This is a genomic window from Pseudoalteromonas sp. SCSIO 43095, assembly GCF_023650455.1.
Taxonomy (GTDB): domain Bacteria; phylum Pseudomonadota; class Gammaproteobacteria; order Enterobacterales; family Alteromonadaceae; genus Pseudoalteromonas; species Pseudoalteromonas tetraodonis.
On record NZ_CP087996.1, the window covers coordinates 513,436 to 537,000 of the forward strand.

Annotated in this window: 23 protein-coding genes and 2 pseudogenes; 13 read left to right on the forward strand and 12 right to left on the reverse strand. The window is 40.6% G+C overall.

The genetic code is table 11. From position 1 onward, the window contains the following. The first annotated feature begins 44 nt into the window (after positions 1-44). The 3 genes from LOC50_RS16660 to LOC50_RS16670 all read left to right on the forward strand — a co-directional run bounded on the left by LOC50_RS16660 (position 45) and on the right by LOC50_RS16670 (position 2,523). Positions 45-1,397, forward strand: coding sequence for a DNA-3-methyladenine glycosylase 2 family protein (locus LOC50_RS16660; RefSeq protein WP_250653996.1), 1,353 nt, complete (start codon positions 45-47; stop codon positions 1,395-1,397). Beyond that, entirely contained in the window at positions 1,394-1,861 is a 468-nt protein-coding gene (locus LOC50_RS16665; protein WP_250653997.1) for a methylated-DNA--[protein]-cysteine S-methyltransferase, read from the forward strand. The genes LOC50_RS16660 and LOC50_RS16665 overlap by 4 nt, the downstream gene beginning before the upstream one ends. Before the next feature lie 77 nt (positions 1,862-1,938). Then, positions 1,939-2,523, forward strand: coding sequence for a thymidine kinase (locus tag LOC50_RS16670; RefSeq protein WP_036983857.1), 585 nt, complete (start codon positions 1,939-1,941; stop codon positions 2,521-2,523). On the opposite strand, the pseudogene ltaE reads toward LOC50_RS16670, so the two are convergent. Further along, positions 2,506-3,452: pseudogene (gene ltaE / locus LOC50_RS16675) on the reverse strand (low-specificity L-threonine aldolase). The gene LOC50_RS16670 and the pseudogene ltaE overlap by 18 nt on opposite strands. An 18-nt stretch (positions 3,453-3,470) precedes the next feature. Next, positions 3,471-4,403, reverse strand: coding sequence for a 23S rRNA (adenine(1618)-N(6))-methyltransferase RlmF (gene rlmF, locus LOC50_RS16680; protein ID WP_036983858.1), 933 nt, complete (start codon positions 4,401-4,403; stop codon positions 3,471-3,473). A 128-nt stretch (positions 4,404-4,531) separates the two neighbouring features. On the opposite strand from rlmF, the gene LOC50_RS16685 reads away from it, so the two are divergent. Beyond that, the gene (locus tag LOC50_RS16685) at positions 4,532-5,440 is read left to right on the forward strand and encodes an alpha/beta fold hydrolase (RefSeq protein ID WP_036983859.1); all 909 of its coding nucleotides are present in this window, start codon (positions 4,532-4,534) and stop codon (positions 5,438-5,440) included. Here LOC50_RS16685 and LOC50_RS16690 read toward each other — a convergent pair. Both LOC50_RS16690 and LOC50_RS16695 read right to left on the reverse strand, forming a co-directional pair. Then, positions 5,409-6,851 carry a tetratricopeptide repeat-containing sulfotransferase family protein gene (locus LOC50_RS16690; protein WP_214552671.1) on the reverse strand — a complete coding sequence of 481 codons (1,443 nt, stop codon included), beginning with the start codon at positions 6,849-6,851 and terminating at the stop codon, positions 5,409-5,411. The genes LOC50_RS16685 and LOC50_RS16690 overlap by 32 nt on opposite strands. A 426-nt stretch (positions 6,852-7,277) precedes the next feature. Beyond that, positions 7,278-7,436, reverse strand: a complete 159-nt coding sequence (locus LOC50_RS16695; protein ID WP_076921669.1) for an oxidoreductase-like domain-containing protein — start codon at positions 7,434-7,436, stop codon at positions 7,278-7,280. Positions 7,437-7,540: 104 nt separating this feature from the next. Between LOC50_RS16695 and LOC50_RS16700 the strand changes: the two genes are divergently transcribed. Then, complete coding sequence (locus LOC50_RS16700) at positions 7,541-7,963, forward strand: hypothetical protein (protein WP_013463120.1); 423 nt, start codon at positions 7,541-7,543, stop codon at positions 7,961-7,963. A gap of 83 nt (positions 7,964-8,046) precedes the next feature. Continuing rightward, positions 8,047-9,408, forward strand: coding sequence for a leucyl aminopeptidase family protein (locus LOC50_RS16705; protein ID WP_069439004.1), 1,362 nt, complete (start codon positions 8,047-8,049; stop codon positions 9,406-9,408). Between the two features lie 27 nt (positions 9,409-9,435). Here LOC50_RS16705 and gloA2 read toward each other — a convergent pair whose 3' ends face one another. Both gloA2 and LOC50_RS16715 read right to left on the reverse strand, forming a co-directional pair. Continuing rightward, positions 9,436-9,822, reverse strand: a complete 387-nt coding sequence (gloA2, locus tag LOC50_RS16710) for an SMU1112c/YaeR family gloxylase I-like metalloprotein (RefSeq protein ID WP_248474517.1) — start codon at positions 9,820-9,822, stop codon at positions 9,436-9,438. Between the two features lie 80 nt (positions 9,823-9,902). Then, complete coding sequence (locus tag LOC50_RS16715) at positions 9,903-10,982, reverse strand: ketoacyl-ACP synthase III (protein ID WP_248474516.1); 1,080 nt, start codon at positions 10,980-10,982, stop codon at positions 9,903-9,905. A 379-nt stretch (positions 10,983-11,361) separates the two neighbouring features. On the opposite strand from LOC50_RS16715, the gene LOC50_RS16720 reads away from it, so the two are divergent. The 5 genes from LOC50_RS16720 (at position 11,362) to LOC50_RS16740 (ending at position 14,807) form a co-directional block, all read left to right on the forward strand. Next, positions 11,362-12,600, forward strand: coding sequence for a sensor histidine kinase (locus LOC50_RS16720; protein WP_248533474.1), 1,239 nt, complete (start codon positions 11,362-11,364; stop codon positions 12,598-12,600). Continuing rightward, entirely contained in the window at positions 12,597-13,121 is a 525-nt protein-coding gene (locus tag LOC50_RS16725) for a response regulator transcription factor (RefSeq protein ID WP_248533472.1), read from the forward strand. The genes LOC50_RS16720 and LOC50_RS16725 overlap by 4 nt, the downstream gene beginning before the upstream one ends. Before the next feature lie 23 nt (positions 13,122-13,144). Next, entirely contained in the window at positions 13,145-13,564 is a 420-nt protein-coding gene (locus LOC50_RS16730; protein WP_248533470.1) for a thiol-disulfide oxidoreductase DCC family protein, read from the forward strand. A gap of 78 nt (positions 13,565-13,642) precedes the next feature. After that, entirely contained in the window at positions 13,643-13,921 is a 279-nt protein-coding gene (gene ppiC, locus LOC50_RS16735) for a peptidylprolyl isomerase PpiC (protein WP_008464312.1), read from the forward strand. 76 nt (positions 13,922-13,997) lie between these two features. Next, positions 13,998-14,807, forward strand: coding sequence for a substrate-binding periplasmic protein (locus LOC50_RS16740; protein WP_248533468.1), 810 nt, complete (start codon positions 13,998-14,000; stop codon positions 14,805-14,807). Positions 14,808-14,844: 37 nt separating this feature from the next. Here the strand turns inward: LOC50_RS16740 and LOC50_RS16745 are convergent. From LOC50_RS16745 to LOC50_RS16765, 5 genes and pseudogenes are all read right to left on the reverse strand, one after another. Further along, positions 14,845-15,503, reverse strand: a pseudogene (locus LOC50_RS16745) (DsbA family oxidoreductase). Positions 15,504-15,622: 119 nt separating this feature from the next. After that, the gene (locus LOC50_RS16750) at positions 15,623-16,843 is read right to left on the reverse strand and encodes a M24 family metallopeptidase (RefSeq protein ID WP_250653998.1); all 1,221 of its coding nucleotides are present in this window, start codon (positions 16,841-16,843) and stop codon (positions 15,623-15,625) included. A 138-nt stretch (positions 16,844-16,981) separates the two neighbouring features. After that, positions 16,982-17,590: a flavin reductase family protein gene (locus tag LOC50_RS16755; protein ID WP_214552665.1), complete on the reverse strand. Its 609-nt coding sequence runs from the start codon at positions 17,588-17,590 to the stop codon at positions 16,982-16,984. An 11-nt stretch (positions 17,591-17,601) separates the two neighbouring features. Then, complete coding sequence (locus tag LOC50_RS16760) at positions 17,602-18,327, reverse strand: SDR family NAD(P)-dependent oxidoreductase (RefSeq protein WP_036983872.1); 726 nt, start codon at positions 18,325-18,327, stop codon at positions 17,602-17,604. Next, on the reverse strand, positions 18,324-18,722 hold the full coding sequence (locus LOC50_RS16765; RefSeq protein ID WP_214552664.1) for a thiol-disulfide oxidoreductase DCC family protein: 399 nt from the start codon (positions 18,720-18,722) through the stop codon (positions 18,324-18,326). The genes LOC50_RS16760 and LOC50_RS16765 overlap by 4 nt, the downstream gene beginning before the upstream one ends. A gap of 120 nt (positions 18,723-18,842) precedes the next feature. On the opposite strand from LOC50_RS16765, the gene ppc reads away from it, so the two are divergent. Next, the gene (gene ppc, locus LOC50_RS16770; protein WP_036983873.1) at positions 18,843-21,488 is read left to right on the forward strand and encodes a phosphoenolpyruvate carboxylase; all 2,646 of its coding nucleotides are present in this window, start codon (positions 18,843-18,845) and stop codon (positions 21,486-21,488) included. Positions 21,489-21,610: 122 nt separating this feature from the next. Beyond that, positions 21,611-22,540 (forward strand): cytidine deaminase, encoded by a 930-nt coding sequence (gene cdd / locus LOC50_RS16775; protein ID WP_214552663.1) that lies wholly within the window; start codon positions 21,611-21,613, stop codon positions 22,538-22,540. On the opposite strand, the gene udp is transcribed toward cdd, so the two are convergent. Next, positions 22,529-23,284 carry a uridine phosphorylase gene (gene udp, locus LOC50_RS16780; protein WP_008112319.1) on the reverse strand — a complete coding sequence of 252 codons (756 nt, stop codon included), beginning with the start codon at positions 23,282-23,284 and terminating at the stop codon, positions 22,529-22,531. The genes cdd and udp overlap by 12 nt on opposite strands. Positions 23,285-23,565 lie beyond the last annotated feature (281 nt).

The window sequence follows — 23,565 nt, forward strand, 5'->3', positions numbered from 1 at the left end:
AGTTTTTGCTAAGCTAAGCGCTACCGAATTTACAAGAGCATTTTATGGGTGATCAGCATTGGCAAAAAGCACGTCAAAGTCGTGATGCGCGTTTCGATGGGCTTTTTTATGTAGCCGTTAAAAGTACCGGTATTTATTGCAGGCCAATTTGCCCTGCGCCCACAGCTCACGAAAAAAATGTGGTTTACTATCAGTTTGCGCACTCTGCCGCGCAAGCTGGTTTCAGGCCTTGTATTCGTTGTCGGCCCGATAGTGCACCAGGAAGTGCGGCTTGGCAGGGAACAAAAACAACGGCTCTACGAGCCAAGCAATTAATTGATCAGAATAATCAGCACGACTGCGAAAAGCTCGCTACGTGTTTAGGAATAAGCAGCCGTTATTTAAGGCGATTATTTTCTCAATATTTCGGCATTTCTATCACGCAATATCGATTATTTAACCAATGTCATTTTGCAAAAAAATTAATTCAAAAAACCAGTTTATCGCTTACCGAAATAGCATTTGCCTCAGGCTTTAAAAGTGTTCGGCGTTTTAATGATGCTTTTTTAAAACAACTTAATATTGCGCCCTCAGCGCTCAGAACCGCCAGGCACCCAACTAATATTGGGCTCACCTTAATTTTGCCTTTTCGTCCGCCGTATAACTGGCGGGCATTGCATGGGTTTTTAGCAAAGCGAGTAATAGAGCCAATAGAGTGGTTAACGCCAACCAGTTATGGGCGTACTTTTACTTATAAATCGTGTAGAGGGCGCTTTGATGCTGAGTTTGTTGCAGATAAACATCATTTTCGGGTGCAAATTGATATAGATAATACGCAATATTTACAGCCAATTATTAACAACATTCGCCGCGTACTTGATTTAGATGCTGATATAAATCTAATCGAGGCACATTTAAGCGAACACATTAATAATGCATTTCCACTTACGAAAGGCTTAAGGCTACCGGGTATTTGGTCAAGCTTTGAAGCAGGTATTCGTGCTGTGTTAGGTCAGCAGGTGAGTGTAACTGCGGCGCACAACCTAGTGACTAATTTAGTAACACAGCTTGGTGAAAAGCAACACCAACAGGTCTATTTTCCAGAGCCTGAAGTGTTAGCAAACTGTGATTTTGCATTCTTTAAAATGCCACGGGCGCGTAAAAATGCCCTGCATAACCTCGCTGAATTTTGTGCCGTTAATCCAAATTGTGATGACTTAGATCAATGGCTTAGTTTAAAAGGGATTGGCCCATGGACGGTTAATTATGCAAAGTTACGCGGCCAAAGCCAGCCCGATATTTTACTCAATGGCGATTTAGGCGTTAAAAAGGCACAAGCGGCAGTACGTTCTTTTGAACCTAAGAACTGCGCACCATTTCGATCTTACTTAACTTTTCAACTTTGGCAGCAATTATGATAGTGCAAACCAGTTTACCCAGCCCGATTGACGATATTATTATTCAGGCAACTGAAAAAGATATTAGTTATGTGGGGTTTTATCCACCGACCAGTTATATCAGTACGCCTTTAAATAAGGTGACTAATTCGCATGTTTTATCTTGTGTGGCGCAGCTTAATGAGTACTTTGCTCATACGCGTACTGAGTTTGATTTAGAGCTTGATACCGGCGGCACACCATTTCAGCAAAGCGTATGGCAGGCATTGTGTAGCGTACCCTATGGAAAAGTGGCGACTTATAAAGATATTGCCGAGCAGTTAAACAATCCTAAAGCTGTGAGAGCGGTAGGGGCTGCAAATGGAAAAAACCCAATCAGTATTATTGTGCCGTGTCATCGTATTATTGGCGCAAATAAAAAACTAACTGGTTATGCCGGTGGTTTAGAGCGCAAGCAATGGTTACTAGAGCATGAAGCAAAATAAATAAAATAATGTTTCCAAATTTGTATTCTCTGCACTTTAGGGTAGCATAAGCGCACTTTTTATTTGAAGGCATGGCTATGGCGCAATTATACTTTTACTACTCTGCAATGAATGCAGGTAAATCAACCACTTTATTACAATCAGCGTTTAATTATAAAGAGCGCGGTATGGAGCCGGTGATCCTCACCGCTGCCATTGACGATAGAGCAGGAGTAGGTAAAGTATCCTCACGTATTGGCTTGCAAGCAGATGCGCATATTTATGATGCAGATAAAGATGTATTTGAGCTAATTCAAACTCTTAATGCAGATAAAAAACGTCATTGTGTGCTGGTGGATGAATGTCAGTTTTTATCAAAAGACCAAGTTATGCAGTTAACCGATGTGGTTGATGAGTTAGGTATACCCGTATTGTGTTACGGATTGCGTAACGACTTTAGAGGGGAGCTGTTTATAGGGTCACAGTATTTACTTGCTTGGGCTGATAAGCTGATTGAGCTTAAAACGGTGTGTCATTGTGGGCGCAAAGCAAATCACGTATTACGTACCGATGAAAATGGCGAGGCTATTGCCGATGGTAATCAAGTTGAAATTGGCGGCAACGATCGTTATGAATCGGTGTGCCGCAAGCATTACAAAGCGGCGTTAAATATGGGCCGTTAAGGCTTTAATAAAGGTATCTATATCCGCTTTAGTAATACCTAAATGGGTTACTAGCCTAAGTTGCTTACTTGGGCTAATAAAAATGCCTTGTGCTTTTAAATCGGCTGCTAGCTTTGTAATGTTTATGCTGTTATCAAACGTAGCGTAAACCATATTTGTGGTATTACTCATATTTACTTCAAAGCCTGAAATTTCATTTAACTGCTGTGCTAAATAACGCGCGTTGGCGTGGTCATCGACTAAACGTTGCGTGTTGTTTTCTAAGGCATATTGCCCAGCAGCAGCTAACATACCCGCTTGGCGCATACCGCCGCCAAGCACTTTACGCCAGCGTCTTGCTTTAGCGATTAACTGCTCAGAACCTAATAATAATGTGTCAACTGGCGCACCTAAGCCTTTCGATAAATAAATAGAGACTGAATCAAAATGTTTGGTGATTTCTTTAATGTCAAGGTTAAGCTCGGCTGCGACATTAAATGCTCGCGCGCCATCTAAATGCAGTGCTAAGTTATGTTGATCAACAAATTCACGTGCTTTAATTAAATAATCAATACCCAGTACTTTGCCACCTATGGTGTTTTCAAGGCTCAGTAATCGCGTTTTCGCAAAGTGGCTATCATCGGCTTCATTTTCAATAGGCTGTGATTGAATAGAGCCTATAACGGCAGCGCCACCGCCTTCAAACTTGTAGTTATGAGCAGTTTGCCCACAAATATACTCATCACCACGCTCACAATGCGCCATTAATGCAAGTAGGTTTGCTTGTGTGCCTGAGCTACAAAAAAGTGCATCTTGGACATAGCATAGGCTTCTAATTGGTTAACGCTTTCATCATCACCGTATAGATCATCGCTAACTGGGGCGTGGTACATAATATCTCGCATTTTATTGCAAGGCTTGGTCACTGTGTCTGAGCGAAAATCTATCATGAGTGGCCCTTATGGTTGTTATATGAATTCTTCACAAATTTGTTCACGGGTTGTTTTATCAAAATAACTCCACGCAATAAAGCGACTGACTTTTTGCCCTTGTGCCATTTCAACTATTTTATAGTCGCAAATAGGGAGCTGTTTTAGTTGTGTTTGTAAAGCAGCAAGGGTCTCTTTTTTAGAAACCAACGAGGTGAACCAGATCACTTGCTCACTGTACTGAGCGCTTTCTTTGATCATGTTAGAAATAAAGGCCAGTTCGCCGCCTTCACACCACAGCTCATTACTTTGTCCGCCAAAGTTGAGGGCGTTACTGGGGGCTTTACCTAAGTTTTTCCATTTACGTTCACTGCCTTTATTGGCTTCTTCTGCACTGGCGTGAAATGGCGGGTTACACATCGTTAAATGATACAAATCTTTCGCATTAACCACCCCTTTAAAAATATGCTCGGGATTTTTTTGTTGTTTAAGCGTTATTTTTAAATCATTAAACTGAGCGAGCTGCTTGGCTATTTTTATTGCTGCTAAATCGATGTCGCTGCCAGTAAAGTGCCATTGGTATTCGCTATTGCCCGTTAGCGGGTAAACTAAGTTAGCGCCAGTGCCTATATCAAGCACTTTAATTTGTCGGCCAGTGGGAATAACCTGCTGATTATCTTCGCTGAGTAAGTCAGCTAAGTAATGAATATAATCTACTCTACCTGGAATAGGTGGGCATAAGTTGTGCTCAGGAATGTCCCAAAAGTTAATGTTGTAATGGCTTTTTAATAGCGCCTGATTTAAGGTTTTTACAGCTAAGTTATTACTAAAATCAATACTTTGATTGCCTGCTGGCGTCGTAATTAAAAAAGCAGTTAACGAAGGGGTTTGCGAGGTAAGCAAATTAAAATCGTAACCATTTTTGTGTTGATTGCGTGGATGTAATTTAGAACGAGTTGATTTTGCTTTCATGAGGCTTTTTTAACAACAGGAATAAAAGCCAATAGTAACAAATACAGACAGAAAAAGTGCATATTTTCCCTTTGGCTTACCAGGTATTACTGGTAGGATGAGTTGTTAACAATTATAAGGAATTCGCTTTGGCAGTTACTCAAGAGTCTGTTTTTATTAAATTAGGTGACCATCAAACACTGCATTTGCGCCGTATCGCCAACCAGAAGCCAAGTGGGCCTGTGGTGCTATTAATTCATGGCGCGGTAGAAAATGGCAAAATATTTTACACTCATAGCAATAAAGGGTTAGCGCCTTTTTTAGCTGAACACGGGTATTGTTGCTACGTAGCTGATTTACGCGGGCGTGGTGAAAGTAAACCAGCTATTTGTAAGCAAGCACGGTATGGACAAACTGAGGCGATTGTTGAAGATATTCCGGCATTTATTAAAAAAATTGAACAGTTAGAGAGTAAAAAACCTGACTTTTTAGTTGCTCATTCTTGGGGTGGGGTGTTGCTTAATAGCGTGTTTGCTCGCTTTCCTGAGCTGATAAACGATGTAAAAGCGTGTGCCTATTTTGGTTCAAAGCGTTCGCTATTTAATAACCACCCTAAAAAGTTATTTCAGGCTAATTTAATTTGGTATTTTATGGCGCCAATATTGGCGAAAAAACACGGTTATTTACCAGCAAAACGCTTAAAGTGGGGCAGTGATGATGAAACTCAAAAGTCGCATTATCAAAGCATGCAGTGGGCTAAGAAAAATCCGTGGATAGACAGTGATGATGGCTTTGATTACGCTAAAACATTAGCAAATCTCACGCTTCCTCCAACGTTACATATTGCGGCAGTAAAAGATAAAGCATTGGCACAGCCTATCGATATTCAAAAGTTTATTGATGAGTCAGGTACTGGGGTGCAAAAAATGCAAATATATGGCCGCCGCTTTGGGCACAAAGTAGATTACGACCATATTAATATGCTTACCCATCCACAGGCACGCCAAGAACAGTTTATGGATGTGCTTAATTGGTTTGAGGCAACGAGAGCAGACTAAGTAAAGGGGCTTCATAACGCTGCCATTTATCAAGGCTTTTGTTATTTACAGGCTGCCTAATCGCATGTTTACTGAGCGTTGTAACGGCGCTTTTATTTTTGTAAAAGTCTAGACAAGTCTGTTCAAATTCACAGCCAGTAAAACTCAATAGTGCGGTTAATTGATCTTTAGGGTTTTCAATTAACTGCTCATAACTTAAATTATAAATAGCTAAGCGGTTAAATTGCTGCCAATGGCTCATCAATTTTTCATAAAGCTGATGGTACAAAGTAAATTCATTTAAATCACAAAAATAGGGTTCGTTTTCAGCAAAGTAATTAGTAAACACTGAAAATGCGGTTGCATGAAAGTTTCGACTCAGGTTAATAAACTTAGCATCTGGGAATAAAATATAAATTAACCCTAAGTTTTGGTAATTGCTAGGCAGTTTATTGATCACAAATGCGCAATTGCTCCCAGAAGAACTTAAGGTATCTAAATACATGGCTCTGGCTTGGTTAATTAAAGGCGTTGTTAGCTTAGTTAAGCATTGAGGGTAGCGTAACCCTTTTTTTTGTTCTAAAAAAGCGACTATCTTATTACTAATACTGGTGTCTTCTCCAAGCGTTGCCCATTGACTGTGTCCTGCTAACATCTGCTCCAGTAAGGTTGAGCCGCTTCGTGGCATACCAATAATAAACACGGGCGTAACTGGATACTGCTTATTTAGGTTTGCAAAATTGAGCACACTTTCATTATTATATTCAATAAGTTGATCATAAAACCCAATTAAATCTTCAGTTTTAAATTCACTGAGTTTGTGTTGTTGCTGATTGGCAATCACAAAATAGTTAAACGCTTGATCAGTATCGTCTAACTTGTCGTAACTTTTAGCTAAAGCATAGTAGCAGACCATTTTTAAGCGTAGGTTATTTGTTTGAGTTAAAAAATGGTGTAATTGAACGATGTAATTATTTGCTTTATTAAAACGTCCTAATTGTACCAATTCAAATAAAACATAAGCCGTAACCGGTGCTATTCCAAGCTTTAATGCTTCCTCAAGCGTTGACTGTGCTTTATCGAGCTCGCCAAAGGTTAAATAGTGCTGAGCTAAATAATAATGGGTATCTGGGTTGTCTGCGGCAATACTGGTTGCGTACTCGAGTACTTTTTGCGCATTTTCAGGGGAGTTAACCGCATTAAATGCATCACTTAGTGCATACAAAGGTTCTAGTAAATAAGGGAGGTGCTGACACGCTCGTTGTAGTATATAGACAGCGGCATCAAATTGTTCTAAACGCAGCGCCACCTTACCTAGGCCAAACAGAGCATCACCATTATCAGGCTCTGCTTGTAAAAGCGTTTTGTAATGAAACTCAGCTTCTCTAAGCTTGTTTTGTGCTAATAAATGATCCGCTTTTTTTAGTAACATAATCCAAACAATATTCTTTTTATTAACTATAACCCTAAAACAGCAAAATAAGCGAGAGTAAGATTATTATTTGAGGCCAATAAAAAGGCGAAATGCACCACACATTTCGCTTTTGAGTATCATTAACACATGTTAGAAAGTATAGGTTGCTTTAGCGTAGTAAAAGCCACCATTAATTCCGTATGGAGATGTTTCAAAAGCTTAATAAACTAAGCGCACCTCCTGTGAGTCCTCGAAATAGACTATAGATAAAAAAACTAAAGAGGGTAATGGGTGATTAATCACTACTTAACAAGTTGAAACAAATGATTTATCTAAAAATAATGCATAGTTAATCATAAGTAGGGCAGGGAAAGGGGGAAAAAGCAGGCATTGATATATAGTTATTAACTAAATAAGCTATTTTAGCTACTTTCTATTATTGAATTAAACTGACTTGCTATTGATATTTTCACCATGATGTTTTTTCCACTGTGCAAGTTTTTCTTTGTACTCATCCCATACACATGGACAGCAACTACCGCCGCCGCAGCACTCATCAGATTTTGGCCTTTCGGGTTTAGTGTTGGGTATGTTTTTTTGCATGTTTTTAATTAAAACTGAGGAAAATGAACATTAAGAATAAATGATTGAATAAAGCGTGTAAATTATTCTTTGTGAACTGAAAGCGCTGTGTGAGAATACAGGCTATGCGATTATATAAAGTTATCCATCGTGCGCCCTGGCGGGTTGCTAAAATAAGTAAAAAGCGACAACAACTACGCTTTCGTCGTGCTATGGTCGCGCTTAAAATTGCGCTTGCCCAAGAAAGGCAAGAAACCAAAGAAATGCTAATAATTTATAGGCGTTATACCCAAGGGCAAACAAATAAAGCAGAACTAAAACGCGCCAACGAGCAGTTTGTTGATATATTAAAAGGACTAGGGCTAGGCGTTTTTGCGTTATTACCGTTTGCACCATTAACTATTCCACTGGTTGTTAAACTAGGTCAGTTAGTAGGGGTTGATGTATTGCCGAGTTCTTTTAGTATGAATAAGCCGATTAAAGAAATTGATCAAGAAATTGCTCAACAAAACCAAGAGCAAGACTCAACGCCCTCAAAGAAGAAGTAAGCTAGCAGAACATAATTAGCTATACCTTTTAATAGTGCTTATTGTTATGCTAAGGCATCATTTTCTATTATGTGAGTCATTTAATGAGTGCTTTACTTCGTCATACCTCTTCAGGAATTCCTCTATCATTTATCGTTAAAAACGAACTAACCGATTGGCTTACGCAGCAACCGAGTTTTGTACAGCGCTGGCTAGCAAACACAGATTTTGAAAAATCAGGACTCGCACTAGTACCAAATCCAGAAACGGGTGAGCTAAGTCAGGTATTTTGTGTAATGCAAAGCGCTGATGATTTTTGGGCTGCTGGCGAGCTTGCCAGTAAATTACCTGCGGGTTGTTATCAAATTCAAGGTGATGAGTCTTTAGTTGCTCAACTTGCTTTAGGCTTTGTGTTAGGTGGTTATGAGTTTAGTGAATACAAACAAAAAGCCACCGCTAAAGCTCAGCTTGGTATTGCTGATAAAACATTATATGAACAAGTAAAACAACAAGCGGATGCCATTAATTTAGCACGCGATTTAGTTAATACCCCAGCTGCCGATATGATGCCGCAGCACTTATCACAAGTCATGAGTGACCTAGCAGATACATTCGACGGTGAATTTTCGCAGTGGATAGGTGATGAGTTATTAGAGCAAAATTACCCAACTATTCATATGGTAGGGCGCGCGAGTGAAAATAAACCACGATTACTTGACTTGAAATGGGGGGCAGTCGATGCGCCACAAATTACGTTAGTCGGTAAAGGCGTGTGTTTTGATTCCGGTGGACTTGATTTAAAGCCCAGTTCAGGCATGCGCAACATGAAAAAAGACATGGGTGGGGCCGCGCATGTTATTGCCCTGGCTCAGCTAATTATGGCCGCTAACTTACCAATCCGCCTTCGTGTTTTAGTGCCTGCGGTTGAAAATGCTGTTTCGCGTAATGCATTTCGCCCTGGCGATGTAGTAAAAACCCGTAAAGGTATTATGGTCGAAATAGACAATACCGATGCAGAAGGGCGATTAGTTCTGTGTGATGCTTTAAGCGAAGCACAAAACGATGATCCTGAATTAATCATAGATTTTGCTACATTAACCGGTGCGTGCCGCGTTGCTTTAGGTACAGAGCTACCAGGTTTTTTCTCAACGGATCGCGCTGTAGCAAATGCCATTATGGACTCGGGCATGCAAGTTAACGACCCTGTTTGGCAATTGCCGTTATTCGAGCAATACAAACCATTTTTGAAAAGCGATGTGGCTGATATGGCTAACTGTGCAAGTACGCCATTTGGTGGCGCAATAACCGCTGCGCTTTATTTGAAAGAGTTTGTAGAGCCAAATACACCATGGGTTCACTTTGACGTAATGGCATGGAATTTACGTGCATTACCTGGGCGTCCAGCTGGAGGTGAGGCACTGGGTATTCGTGCAGTATTTACTTACCTACAAAATCGATTTAACTAAATTAAATATACCTTGAGTTATTAGATGTTAAAGTGCATATAACTCAAGGGGTAAGCCATCTGGATCGGCAAAAAAGGTGAATTTTTTGCCGGTTATTTCATCTTCTCTAATATTTTCGACGATGACATTGTGTGACTCTAAATAATGTTTAGCAGTATTAATACACCTAACTTTAAATGCTAAATGTCTAAGTCCTTGAGCTTCGGGGTAGCTTGGTCTACTTGGCGCATCATTAAACGAAAATAATTCTAACTGACTTCCATCAGGTAAAGCTAAATCGAGTTTGTAAGACTGACGCTGTGCACGATAATGCTCATTAATAATCGTGAGTTTTAATATTTCACTATAAAAATGTTTAGAGCGTGGATAGTTGCTACAAATGATGGCTACATGATGAATGCCTAGTAGTTGCATATATTTTCCTTAAAAAGCAAAAAGCGCACTAAAAGCAGTGCGCTGTTTATCAATACATGTGCATGGTTGTATATTAGCTTTTAGCTAGGCTCTGCGTCTTTACACGCTTTTACAGCCGGTGCAACAAGCTCTAAACCCGTTTTATTACACGGTGGAAGCTCAGCATCACTAAGTGCAATAGGCGTTACTCGCTCGCCCCATTTTATATAGCTTGCCGCCCAAGTAAGGCCAGCTCCAAATGCCGCCGACATAATATTTGCATGCGGTTTAATTAAGCCTTGCTCAACGGCTTCACATAATGCAATTGCAATGGTGGCAGCAGAGGTGTTGCCATATTCACCAATATTGACCATTACTTTTTCGTCATCCACTTTTAAGCGATTTTGAATAGCTTGAATAATGCGTAGATTGGCTTGATGCGGAACTAGTACATCGATATCGTCTAACTTAAGATTGGCTTGTTCAAGCACGTCGTCACAGGCTTCACTCATGCCTTTAACGGCACGTTTAAATATTTCACGGCCTTCAAATAAAAGGTCTGATGGACCAATTGGCTCATATTTATTTAAATCACTGCCAAAATTAGTAATGTGTAAAATATCACGATCTTCGCTGTCACAACCGGTTTTAGTCCCTAATAAGCCTGCAGGTGTTTCTGCTGCTTCAAGCACAACGGCACCGGCACCATCACCAAATAATACTGCGCTATCGCGTCGTGCCCAGTTTACGTACCACGTCATGCGCTCAGCGGCAATAACTACGGCTTTTTTGATCATACCGGCTTGAATTTGCGCTGTCGCCGCTTGTAAAGCATATAAGAAACCAGAACATGCCGCGTTGGTGTCCATGGCTGCAGCGCCTGTGGCACCAATATTTTTTTGTACTAATGAGGCGGTGTTTGCAACTACCGTTGAGGGGGTGCACGTTGCTAAAATAACTAAATCGATATCTTTTGCATCTACGCCAGCACAAGCAATGGCATGTTTTGCAGCCACACTAGCAAGTTCAGCAGTACTTACATGGCTAACTCTTCGTGCCTTGATACCTGTGCGTGTGGTGATCCACTCATCGGTGGTATCTACAATTTCGCTTATTTCGTCGTTGCTGATGCTTGCTGGTGGAATGCATTTACCCCAACCAGTGATATGTGCGTAAGGCATAGTGTGTTCTCTTAAAAGTGGTATGACGTGTTCGTCTAATGAGGACGTTATATCAAAAATTAGCTGTTAACACTAGTTTATAGCATGGTTTGCTTAGTAATTACTGCTATTTTACGGACTATTTGCTGCATTTTTGCTTAAAGGTAATTGACTTGTTTTTATTGTGTTAATTAAAAGCTTTTAATGATTGTGCCTGTTTTACACAATAGCTCATAGGCTTTCTAAGCTTAATAGAATACAAATACTTTGTTGACCATATATGCTTGAGTGCGGCTGAGTGAGCAGCTAATATGAGGCGCTTATTATGAAATCATTACTTAAAAAGCATTATTTATAATGGATAACAAAGCAATGTATATTCAATCAGGTGAATCTTATTGTGTTAATTAAAACCGATCCTGCTATTAGCCGGTTATTAATGCTGCGCAGTGGCGCCATTGCTGTGCAGCTTATTGCAGTGTTAAGCGTTTATTTTTTATTAGAGCATCAAATTGCGCTCATGCCGTTGCTAGCCGTTATTACGCTTGAGGCGGTTTTTCAGTTAGCAAGTATCTTTGCTTATAGAAATGTTAGCCAAGCAAAGCCTGTTGGCATGCTGATGCAACTGACCGCTGACGTACTTTTTTTAACTATTTTGTTGTCTTTAAGTGGCGGTGCAACTAACGCATTTGTGTCGTTATTATTGTTACCTATTATGATAGCGGCAATTACATTGAGCGCTCGTGGGCTTGCCTATATTGCTGTGCTGGCTATCGCTGCCTACAGCATGCTACTGATTAAAATGCCAGAGCATAGCATGCACCAAATGAACATGAGTGGCCACTTTATTGGCATGTGGGTTAATTTTGTTATCAGTGCCTGCGTGATTGCGTTGGTTATTGGTGCAATGAACCGTGCTTTACAACAACGTGAGCGCACTATTGCTAAAGTTAGAGAGAAACAGTTGCGTAGTGAACAACTGGTTACTCTCGATGGCGCAGCGGCGCAAATTACTCATCAATTAGCAACGCCTATTGCTAATTTACAATTATTGTTTGAAGAGCTTGTAGAAGAGCATCCCAACAATGAAATTATTCAGCAAATGCAAGCGCCCTTGCTGCAATGCCGCACTCAGCTTAATGATTTTAGAAAGCTCTCTATGCAGCTACGAGATAAAAACACGCAAATACCTATAAAAGCAGAGCAGCTGCAAAATCAAATTCATGATACGTTGCTATTACAATACCCTAATCAACAAATAAACTGGCTTAATGAGGCGCCTAAAGCCACATTAAAAAGTGATGCCATGCTGCTACCTGCTATTTTAAACTTATTACAAAATGCAGCGCTTGCTAACGAAAAAAAAGGCCAAATGCAATTAGAGTTGAGTTGGCAACAGTCAGATGCGCAAAGTATTGCGTTAATTATTCGGGATTTTGGCGCTGGTTTTTTATCCTCCGAGTTAGCGGAGTTAGGCGGGCAGCTCATGCCCAGCGAGCAAGGCATGGGAATAGCGGTTATGCTATCAAATGTCACGTTTGAGCGTTTAAATGGTTCGTTAACTGTTTATAATCACCCCGATGGTGGAGCGGTGGCCAAGATACAAATGCCACTATTAATAACCGAGTCGGCGCTATGAAGTTGCTAATTATTGAAGATGACATTAACCTTGCTACCACTTTGGTAAGGCGCTTAACAAAACACAGCTTTAACTGTGAGGTTGCACATAACCAAACAGAGGCCTTACTTAGGGCTCGCCAGCAGCAACCTGATTGTATTTTATTAGATATGAAGTTAGCAGATGAAAATGGGCTGGCGCTTATTGCACCGCTGCGACACTTGTTACCCAAGGCGCATATTGTATTGCTTACCGGCTTTGCAAGTATAGCTACAGCCGTAGAGGCGATGCGCTTGGGCGCTAATGACTATTTAACTAAGCCTGTCGATATGGCAAGCTTATTAAAAGCGCTAAAAGTAGAGCCGGTATCGACAGTAACCGAAATTCCTGAAGAGGTTATGTCACCCGAGCGCTTAGAATGGGAGCATATTCAACATGTATTGCACAGCAACAACGGTAATGTATCAATGACTGCAAGGCAGCTTAATATGCATAGACGCACTTTGCAGCGCAAGCTACAAAAAAAACCAGTGCAACAATAAGCCCTCGCTTGAGGAAGCAATTAATGACTAATGCCGCCGCGCTAATAAAAAGCCAAAAAATTATACTGTTCGACGCCCAGTGCAAACTTTGTAGTGCGTGGTGTAATTTTATTATTGCTTACGACCCTCAGGCCATGTTTAAACTATGCAGTGTACAATCACCAAAAGGGCAGCAAATATTAATGCACTTTGGCTATTCGACAACTGATTTTGCCTCTATGGTTTATATTGAAAACGCTCAAGCATTTATACAAAGCCATGCATTTTTCGAGGTGATTAAACAGCTAGGCTATCCGTGGAAACTTAGTGGTATATTTAGTGTGTTGCCAAATCGTTTTAACAATTGGCTTTATGATAAAATTGCATCAAATCGATATACCTTATTTGGTAAATATCACTATTGCAGGATCCCTTCAAAACAAGACCAAGCCCACTATTTATAAGTGCTTTAATAGATGCCTGAATGTATTGGCTGTGCTAAAATCGCGGCGTTTAAATTTTAGCATTAAAAAGGCACTTACATGGCAAATACGGCGCACGCACTGCATATTTTAGTAAAACATAAAGAAATAGCAGAAGACATCATCAAGCAATTAGGCAAAGGCGCAAAGTTTCAAACTTTAGCTAAAAAGTATTCGTCATGTCCATCGGGTAAAAAAGGTGGTGATTTAGGTGAGTTTAGACGAGGCCAAATGGTTCCGCAGTTTGATAAGGTGGCTTTTAGTGGTGCAATTTTAGAACCGCATTTAGTAAAAACGAAATTTGGTTGGCATGTTATTAAGGTACTTTATCGCACATAAACTAACGCAATTTTAAGTTGCCGCTATACTTATTATTTGTTCAGTTTGTTACATGCTAAAGCAACTTGGAATAACTATGAAGCTTATTATTTTATGCTGCAGTTTGATTTTAATGGCAGTGGCATTTTTTGCCAGTAGCACTGAGCAAACGCTCACCCTTAAGCTCGGTAAACCAAGCACGCAAGACATACCAAAAAACCACTATATTTTAACGTTATTAGAAAAGAGCTTTGCAGAGGTTAATGTAAAGCTCAATATTGCCTACAGCATTGAGCCAATGAATACTAAAAGGATTTTGCAAGAGCTCAAACGTAACGGTGATGTTGATTTAGCTTGGTTAACTATGCCAAGCGCCCTTGCAGAGCAAAGAAATTTAATACACACAAGTTATCCTATTTACAATGGGCTGCATTCAAAGCGCTTGCTCATGGTTAAACAAAGTCGGTTAAAAGAATTTTCTGAGATCAAAACCTTGGCACAGCTAAAACCATTTATTGCGTTGCAAAAACAAAGTTGGTCAGACTTTTATGTTTTAAAAAACAATGGTCTAACAGTTAATGGTGATTTGAGTTATGAAAGCATGTTAAAAGCGTTAGATGAAGGACTTGGCGATTATTTTCCGCGTTCAGTTACAGCAATAAAAGCCGAAATACGTAAACACCCTCAGTATAACTTTGTTATTGAGCCACATATTATGCTGCAATACGATAATTACTATTATTTTTACGCAAACGAAAATAACAAAGCAATCATTGAGTTATTAGAGCAAGGCTTAACAAAGTTAGCAGATAGCGGTGAGTTGAACGCGCTTTATGAGCGCTATTATCATGATGTTGAGGACGGGCTTAATTTAAACAACAGACAGGTGTTTAACTTAAAAAATTAATAATGTTAGGCCGCAAAATGCAGCCTAACCCGAAAAATTATTGCTCCTGCTTGGCTTCTTCTTCACTTATTTGCTTAAGTGCTTGAATAAACGATTCACTCGGTTGCCCACCGGTAAGCGCGTACTTATCATTTATAATGAAAGTAGGTACTGAGGTTATTCCCATTTGTTTAAAGTTATTTTGCTCTTGGCGTACCGCTTGTACGTATTTATCTGAGTGTAAAATTTCCTTGGCTGTGTTTTTGTTAAGGCTTACTTTTTCTACCACATCCAGTAATGCATCTTCTTGATTTAAATATTTTAAATCGGTGAAGTGTGCCTCAAAAAACGCCAGTTTTAACTCAGTTTGCTTACCTTCTTCACGAGCCCACATTAGCAAGCGATGTAAATCAAAGCTGTTGATCATGATGCGTTTACCGTCAAAATTAAAGGTAAAGCCAGCTCGTTCACCCGCATCCGCCATGTTTTGACGATTTCGTGCGCTTTCTTCTTCGGTTAAGCTGTATTTTTGCTGCAAGTGCTCGTTTAAGTCTTGCCCTTCAAGTGGCATATCCGGATTAAGCTCAAAAGGGTCCATGTAATATCCGCACTCATTTCGTCTTTTAATTCTGCCAATGCGGCTTCTAAGTTTTTATACCCAATAATACACCATGGGCACATTACATCTGAGACGATATCTATTTTTAAGTTTTTCATAAGGATCCTTGAAGGATTGCTTTTTAATAACAATGGATATTGAGATGAAGTTTAGTTTATCAATCATTGAACATAAAAAGAGCAGCGAAAGTGCTGCTCTTTTATTGAATGTTTTCAGGTTAGCTGTTTAAACCAAATGGGTCGTCAATGCTGTGGCTTGGCTGGGTAAACCAACGCGGTCCGTCATCTGTCATATAGAAGTGATCTTCTAATCTCACACCAAACTCATCTGGAATAACCAGCATTGGCTCGTTACTAAAACACATGCCTGTGGCAAGCGGGGTTTTATCGCCGCCCACTAAGTATGGCCATTCATGAATGTCTAAGCCAATACCATGGCCTGTGCGGTGTGGGCAACCTGGTGTTTGGTATTCAGGGCCTAAGCCTTGAGCTGCTAAGTAACTGCGGGCTGCTTCGTCAACCGATTCACAGGTTTTGCCAATGGCGGCTTGATTGAAAGCTGCTAACTGGGCTGCTTTTTCAAAATCCCAAAATAGGCGCTGGCGACTGGTTGCTTCACCAAATACGTAGGTACGCGTGATATCAGACAAGTAATCGTGTACTTTGCATCCGGTATCAATAAGGACCATGTCGCCTTTTTTCAAAATTTGTGGATCTTTTACACCATGAGGGAATGAGGTAGCAAGGCCAAACAATACAATACAGAAGTAATTTCCCGGAGCACCTACTTTTTGATGCGCTTTTTTTATAAATTCTTCGACTTCTACTGTACTAATTCCTTCATAAAGCATGCTCGCCGTAGCCTGATGAACCGCTAAAGTCATATCCATGGCACATTGCATTAATGCTAATTCATTGGCTGATTTATGCATTCTACAATGTGCGGTTACAGGTTGTGCGTTAACTAGTTTTAACCCTGAACTGGCTTTATTGATGCCATCAAAAATAAAAAACTGTGCGCTTTCATCAATGCCCACGGTAGCGGTGTCACTAATATTCAGTTGTTTAAGCACTTTAACGAATAGCTGAAACGGGTTCTCGTGTTCTTGCCAGCCGTGTATTGGGCCATCAATGACTTTAAAGCCATCTAAAGAGCCAATTTCAAAATGGGGGGCAATGTATTGCACCTCACCCATGGCGGGTAAAATAGCGCCGACTAGTCGTTCACTGGCGTACCATTTCATACCGGTAAAATACGTTAAGTTAGTACCTGCATTTAAATATATCGCATCAATATTATTAGCTTGCATATAAGCTTGCGCTTTGGCCATACGCACTAAATACTCATCGGCCTGAATTGGCGTTACTGAGTGGGTCATATTGCTTAAACTAGCAAGTGCTTGTTCGGGTGTGTGTGTACCAATACCAACTGTGGTCATATATTTCTCCTACAAAATTTTGCATAGTGTGTAGGCTAAATGCGTTCAATTCAAACTAATTGCGATTAGTGAACAAGGGATTGAACAAATAGGGAGAGTTATCAAGTCCCTTATTCCCAAGGACTTGATAACCTTGGGCTATTTTTTCGCGTAGGGTAAACGATTGAGCTTATTCGCCGTGTGGTAGCTATCTAATCCGGTTACTGCAACGGTATTGATGGCTTGTAAGTCTAAAAAGCCATCACTTTGGAGTGCTGATTTATCTACATAAACATCCATTATTTCGCCAATAACCAGCTCAGTGCCATTAACAGCTAAGTGCTGATTCTCTACAAATTTTACTGCGTATTTTAGTCGGCTTTGTGCAACAAAAGGCGCTTTAAAGTCGTTTAAGTACTCTGTTTTGAGACCGGTTGCATTAAATTCAGACTCATCTTTAGCGTAACGTGCCGATGTTTGGTGTGCCTGCTGGTAAATATCACTATTTACTTGGTTAATAGTATAAACGCCTGTTTCTATAATATTTTCGAATGTATGCCTTGGTACGCTGTGCGGGCGCATTATCATGCCCACTAGCGGTGGGTGAGCGCCTAAATGAATAACTGAACTGACAATGGCTAGATTGGTATTACCTTGTAAGTCTTGTGTGCCAATTAAGTTTGCACTTTTAAACCCTGAAAGTGAATTGATAAAGTGTGTACGGGTATGTTTTTCAAGTGCGGCTATGCGGTCTTTCGAAAAATGCATGTGTTTGTTCCTTACCATTTTATGGTGTTTCCTTGCCAATCTAGGTAGGCAGGTTCGCCGTTGAGTTCTAGCTGTGGGTTTTCGTAAGTAAATTTAAATAATTGCTGAGCAACAAAGTCAGGGGTAAACAGTTTACCTGCGGGCACATTTTTTTGAAATGGCTTAGAGAGCTGTGTATCTGTAGTACCTGGGTGAAATAAAACAAGTTTGGTATTTTTAGCGCGACGAGCAAGTTCAATGGCGGCTGTTTTAAATAGCATGTTCAGCGCAGACTTGGATGCGCGATAGGTATACCAGCCACCCAATTTATTGTCGTTAATACTGCCTACACGAGCGCTTAAAGCAGTAATTGTGCAATGAGTTTTGTGATTAAGCAGAGGCACTATACTTTGTAAACACAGCAGGGGGACAAGTGTATTAGAGTGCAAAAGCTGCATAAAATAATCACTGTTAATTTCTTCGAGCTTTTTTTCTGGCATGTGCTGGTCGTTGTGTAATTGACCATTAAATATTATTACCTGAGCAAGCTCAATTTGTTGTGACTTTAACGACTGGGTTAGCTCATTTAGGCTTTGCGCCGAGTAGTCGCTGTGGAAATAGGTTACCCTGTCATCATTATGCTCAATATTCGATGAGCTGACACAAATTATATTAAATTGTGCTGCTTGCTGATTTAAATGACTTACGTAGGATTGTGCAATGGCGCTACTGGCGCCAAATAAAATCACTGTTTTCATTTTTCACCTTTAGATTTGGTATTGCATTGACCATTACTACACTGCGCATTGGGCATTAAAAAACGGCTTATATGATGGCGGTATTTTGCAAAAAAAGTGTAAGCATGATCGGCAAAAAAGCGAATTACGGGCAAACGAATTATTTTAAGCCAACGGTATTTGCCAACGGTGCGCCAAGCTTGATAAGTGACGTCTAAGCCGTAAATCATCTGCCCCTTATCAGTTTGGGCGTGCAATAAATCCATGGCATTTTGTTTATCGATTGCAGGAAAACGTTCACTAAAATCATCCGCATTTAAATCTTCTAGTGTAATTTTATGATCAACATCGGCACGTTTTAAATGTTGCATTTCTGCATTGCACAGTGGGCAATTGCCATCGTAAAAAATGATCATGTTATCGCTTTGTGTTTATTTTACATATGCTTTTTTACGACAAGACAATGCAAATGGATCTATTAAATATTCCCTCTTAGTGATATTAATAGGTCTCCAAGAAACGAAGGAGAGCTAGAAATGAGTGAACAATATGCCGCCTTGCGAGGTAATGTAAATCTACTTGGTCAATTATTAGGACAAACTATTAAAGATGCCCAAGGCCAAGAGATTTTAGATAAAGTAGAAGAAATTCGGGCTTTATCAAAATCATCTCGCAGTGGCAATGAAGCCGATCGCCAAGCGTTAATTGATGTACTCCATGCGCTTAGTGATGAGGAGCTTTTACCGGTTGCCCGTTCATTTAATCATTTTTTAAACTTAGCTAATGTTGCAGAGCAGTTTCATACCGTATCACGTTTTAATGATGTTGGTTTTTGCCAACTAAATCCTCTCACTCAAACATTAAAAACGTTAGCAGCAAAGGCCGAACAAGGTCAGCTTAATCATAATCATTTAGCCGACACACTCTCAAAGCTCCACATAAACTTAGTACTAACCGCTCACCCAACCGAAGTGACTCGCCGTACTATTATTAACAAACATGTTGAACTAAGCGATTGTTTAGCGTCGCTTGAGCGAACCGACAACCTTGCGCAAGAGCGCGAAGCGATATTAAATCGAATTGCGCAGCTTATTAGCCAAGCTTGGCATACTGACGATATTCGTCGTTCTCGTCCAAGCCCTGTTGATGAAGCTAAATGGGGCTATGCGGTAATTGAAAATAGCTTATGGGATGCCGTGCCACGTTTTTTACGTGAGTTTAGCCAGCATGTTAAACAGCATTTGAGCCTTGAGCTACCAGCCAACTACAGCCCGATAGAATTTACGTCGTGGATGGGGGGAGATCGGGATGGTAACCCGTTTGTAACCGCTGAGGTGACTAAGCAAGTACTCGATCATGGCCGTTGGATGGCGCTGGATTTATACCAGCGTGATTTAGAAACTTTGTGTGCTGAACTTTCAATGTCTGATGCCAGTGATGAGCTCATTAAACTGGCAGGGCAAGAGTTTGAACCTTATCGAGCCGTGCTCAAAGAGCTTAAAAACCAAGTGGCTGAAACAGTGATGTACTTAAGCGCTAAAATTAAAAACAAGCGTACAGAATCACAAGATTTAATAACTGATATTAACCAAATTAAGCACCCAATTGAGGTGTGTTATCGCTCATTGTTAAAATGCAATATGCAAGTGGTTGCTGATGGCTTGCTATTAGATGTGATCCATCGTGTAAATAGCTTTGGTTTGCGCTTGGCAAAACTGGATGTACGACAGGATTCGTCAAGACACAGCGATGTGTTTTCTGAATTAACTCGTCATTTAGGTATTGGCGATTACAATCAATGGGAAGAGCAAGACAAACAAGCTTTTTTACTGACAGAGCTCAATTCACGTCGTCCGCTAATTCCTAGGCATTGGCAACCAAGTCCAGAAGTGCAAGAGGTGCTCGACACCTTTGATGTTATTGCGCAACAAGATGAAAAAACCTTTGGTTTATACATTATCTCTATGGCACGAACTGCCTCTGATATATTAGCAGTGCAGCTATTACTTAAAGAGTCAGGCTGTGGTTTTGAACTGCCTGTGGCGCCTTTATTCGAAACCTTGGATGATTTAAACGATGGCCACAACGTCATCACTACACTTTTAAATAACGAGTGGTACCGTGGACACATTAAAAACACCCAAAATGTAATGATTGGCTATTCAGACTCAGCCAAAGATGCAGGCATGATGGCTGCTGGTTGGGCACAATATGAGGCAATGGATAAGCTCGTACAACTAGCGGATGAACGCGGTATTGAGCTTATTTTATTCCATGGCCGTGGGGGTACGGTTGGCCGTGGTGGTGCGCCTGCTGCACAAGCATTGCATTCTCAGCCGCCGGGGTCGTTAAAAGGCGGGCTTAGGGTAACAGAGCAAGGTGAAATGATCCGCTTTAAATTTGGCCTGCCTAATGTGGCATTACAAAGCTTAAATATTTATGCGGGTGCGGTACTACAAAGTAATTTATTGCCACCACCAGAGCCTAAATCACAGTGGCGCGAAGTAATGGCATTAATTAGCGATGTGTCGTGTGAGCATTACCGTAATGTGGTGCGCCACGATGAAAACTTTGTGCCTTACTTTAGAATGGCGACACCTGAATTGGAACTGTCAAAATTACCTTTAGGCTCAAGGCCTGCAAAACGAAATCCAAATGGAGGGGTTGAGAGCTTACGTGCTATTCCATGGATTTTTGCGTGGAGTCAAAACCGGTTAATGTTACCTGCATGGTTAGGTGCATTGAGCGGGCTTAAAGCCGCGCTTGAAAAATACGGTATAGAAACCTTAAGTGAAATGAGCTTGCAATGGCCATTTTTTAGGGCGCGTTTAGAAATGCTAGAAATGGTATTTAGTAAAGCGGATAGCTGGTTGAGTGAGCATTACGATAATGCGCTGGTGGAAGAGATGTATAAGCCGCTGGGTGTAGCTTTACGTGATGAACTTGGTGAAGCTATAACGTTAGTGCAATCATTAAGCCCACAAAAAAGCTTATTGGCTGATCAGCCTTGGATCAAAGAGTCTATCGGGCTTAGAAATCCATACACCGATCCGCTGAATGTATTACAAGTTGAGTTATTACGTCGTTCTCGTGGCGATGATAAAGGCAATGAAAACGATATAGATAATGCTTTGATGATCACTATGACCGGCATTGCAGCGGGTATGCGTAATACAGGTTAATCCAAAACTAGATTAGTTTTAGAGGGAACACACGACGTGTTCCTTTTTTTTACGTTGAATAGGCTGGTATTTAGTTTGCCAACCTTTTACACTACTTAGCCATTGATCAAATAAAAACTATTATGGCTTCAGCAACTTTTAAAGTGCAACATAATACAGCACTTAGCAATTCACACATTTCATTAAACGTAGCGCAAACGCAAGCTCTACGCAGTCAATTAAAAACTCAACGCGGTATTTTATACCCAAACGATATTTCAGCGCTTTGCACCGAGCTTAATGTTAGCGAAGATATTTTATTACAAGGCTTAGTGCCTATGGCTTCAGAGTTTTCGGTTGCACCTATTTCCAAATTTCATGTCGGCGCAATTGTAAAAGGGCTCGATTCACAAGGAAACACTACTTTTTATTTTGGCGCTAACGCTGAGTTTGACCATCAAGCACTTAGTTTAGTGGTGCACGGTGAGCAATCTGCCATTAATAATGCCTGGTTAAATGGCGGTAAAAAAATTCTTAAAATAGCGATTAGTGATGTCCCATGTGGGTACTGTCGTCAATTTATGAATGAACTCGCTGATGCGAAAGAGCTTGATATTTTACTGCCAGCACAAAACTTTAAATTGGCAGAGTTATTACCTCACTCATTTGGACCAACCGATTTAGGCAATGAGCACAGCTTATTTAACCCAGCAAAGCAAACTAATTGTTTTGAAAACGAACAACTTGATGAAAAGCTGATGAGTTATGCTTTAGCGGCTTATGTGCCGTACAGCCAAAATTACAGTGCAGTAAAAATAACTACGTTTGAAAACGGTGATTTTTATGGCAGCTATGCAGAAAATGCAGCGTACAGCCCGAGTTTATCGCCATTACAAAGTGCTGTGAGTCAGTTGTTTTTAGCAGGACTGAGCTTTGATAAGCAAACAGTAAAATCAGTTACGTTATTAGAAACGGCTGGTCATGAAAACCAATCTGGGGTGGCAAAAGCCGTGTTAGCAAGCTTTACTGGCTTGCCAACACTTGAGGTTATTAGCGCAACATTAGCCAAGTAACACTTTAGCGGCTTCAAGTACCACGGCAACCGATTTTTTCTCAATCTCGCCGTGGTCTACGTTAGGAATTTCTTGACGTGTTCTATTTACTAATACACCGGCAACACAGGCTGCTTGTAGGCCAAGAGCGGCACACATAGTAAATAAAGTAGCCGATTCCATTTCGTAGTTCATCACGCCTAGTTTTTGCCATTCTTCACAGCTACCCTGTAATGACTTAGGAACATAACCAGAATGCGTATCGTAACGCTCTTGTCCTGGGTAGAAGGTATCGCTTGAAGCGGTGATACCGATATGAAAATCGATGTTTAGGTTTTCACAGGCTTTTACCATCGCTTGAGTGGCAAAAAAATCAGAAACAGCAGGGTAGCACAGCGGTGCAAAATGCTGACTCGCGCCATCCAAACGAACTGAGGCTTGGCTAATTAAAATATCGCCTTCGTTAATGTGCGGCTGAATCGCGCCTGTTGTGCCAATGCGAAGAAAGCTACGTACCCCAAGTTGAGCCAGTTCTTCAACCGCAATTGACGTTGAAGGGCCGCCGATACCGGTTGAACATACAACCACTGAGTGGCCGTTTAATTGGCCTAAATAAATGTGAAACTCACGGGTTTGAGCAAGGCAGGTTGGATTATCTAAGAACTGTGAAATGCGTGCTGCACGATCTGGATCCCCTGGAACAATAGCCAGTTTTGCACCTTTTAAATCATCAATACACAGTCCTAAGTGAAATACCTTTTCCATAACTAAGCCTTTTTAATAAGAGTTGTTGTCAATTTAGCATGATTACGAGAAACCTAAATGAAGTACAGGACGGATGTCCGTATTGGTTTATTCATTAACTCTGAATATTCAATCAATGGCTAAAATTACTAACAAAATGAGCCAGTTGACTTGTTTGCTCAGACACTATATTCATACCTCAGAGCAAACCAGTAGCTAGCTAAAAGAGTTGTTAGCTAAATTTTAAGTTGTTTATATTCATAAGGTTAGTTAGTAGGTTTTGTATTGTTTTGCCGCTGACC

What these genes read in the sequence shown, in the direction of transcription:
- LOC50_RS16705 (WP_069439004.1), top strand. Translation starts at nt 8,047, where the DNA reads ATGAGTGCTTTACTTCGTCATACCTCTTCAGGAATTCCTCTATCATTT.
- cdd (WP_214552663.1), top strand. Translation starts at nt 21,611, where the DNA reads ATGGCTTCAGCAACTTTTAAAGTGCAACATAATACAGCACTTAGCAAT.
- LOC50_RS16730 (WP_248533470.1), top strand. Translation starts at nt 13,145, where the DNA reads ATGACTAATGCCGCCGCGCTAATAAAAAGCCAAAAAATTATACTGTTC.
- ppc (WP_036983873.1), top strand. Translation starts at nt 18,843, where the DNA reads ATGAGTGAACAATATGCCGCCTTGCGAGGTAATGTAAATCTACTTGGT.
- udp (WP_008112319.1), bottom strand. Translation starts at nt 23,284, where the DNA reads ATGGAAAAGGTATTTCACTTAGGACTGTGTATTGATGATTTAAAAGGT.
- LOC50_RS16690 (WP_214552671.1), bottom strand. Translation starts at nt 6,851, where the DNA reads ATGTTACTAAAAAAAGCGGATCATTTATTAGCACAAAACAAGCTTAGA.
- LOC50_RS16700 (WP_013463120.1), top strand. Translation starts at nt 7,541, where the DNA reads ATGCGATTATATAAAGTTATCCATCGTGCGCCCTGGCGGGTTGCTAAA.
- LOC50_RS16765 (WP_214552664.1), bottom strand. Translation starts at nt 18,722, where the DNA reads ATGATCATTTTTTACGATGGCAATTGCCCACTGTGCAATGCAGAAATG.
- gloA2 (WP_248474517.1), bottom strand. Translation starts at nt 9,822, where the DNA reads ATGCAACTACTAGGCATTCATCATGTAGCCATCATTTGTAGCAACTAT.
- rlmF (WP_036983858.1), bottom strand. Translation starts at nt 4,403, where the DNA reads ATGAAAGCAAAATCAACTCGTTCTAAATTACATCCACGCAATCAACAC.
- LOC50_RS16725 (WP_248533472.1), top strand. Translation starts at nt 12,597, where the DNA reads ATGAAGTTGCTAATTATTGAAGATGACATTAACCTTGCTACCACTTTG.
- LOC50_RS16670 (WP_036983857.1), top strand. Translation starts at nt 1,939, where the DNA reads ATGGCGCAATTATACTTTTACTACTCTGCAATGAATGCAGGTAAATCA.
- LOC50_RS16715 (WP_248474516.1), bottom strand. Translation starts at nt 10,982, where the DNA reads ATGCCTTACGCACATATCACTGGTTGGGGTAAATGCATTCCACCAGCA.
- LOC50_RS16760 (WP_036983872.1), bottom strand. Translation starts at nt 18,327, where the DNA reads ATGAAAACAGTGATTTTATTTGGCGCCAGTAGCGCCATTGCACAATCC.
- LOC50_RS16755 (WP_214552665.1), bottom strand. Translation starts at nt 17,590, where the DNA reads ATGCATTTTTCGAAAGACCGCATAGCCGCACTTGAAAAACATACCCGT.
- LOC50_RS16750 (WP_250653998.1), bottom strand. Translation starts at nt 16,843, where the DNA reads ATGACCACAGTTGGTATTGGTACACACACACCCGAACAAGCACTTGCT.
- LOC50_RS16695 (WP_076921669.1), bottom strand. Translation starts at nt 7,436, where the DNA reads ATGCAAAAAAACATACCCAACACTAAACCCGAAAGGCCAAAATCTGAT.
- LOC50_RS16660 (WP_250653996.1), top strand. Translation starts at nt 45, where the DNA reads ATGGGTGATCAGCATTGGCAAAAAGCACGTCAAAGTCGTGATGCGCGT.
- ppiC (WP_008464312.1), top strand. Translation starts at nt 13,643, where the DNA reads ATGGCAAATACGGCGCACGCACTGCATATTTTAGTAAAACATAAAGAA.
- LOC50_RS16665 (WP_250653997.1), top strand. Translation starts at nt 1,394, where the DNA reads ATGATAGTGCAAACCAGTTTACCCAGCCCGATTGACGATATTATTATT.
- LOC50_RS16740 (WP_248533468.1), top strand. Translation starts at nt 13,998, where the DNA reads ATGAAGCTTATTATTTTATGCTGCAGTTTGATTTTAATGGCAGTGGCA.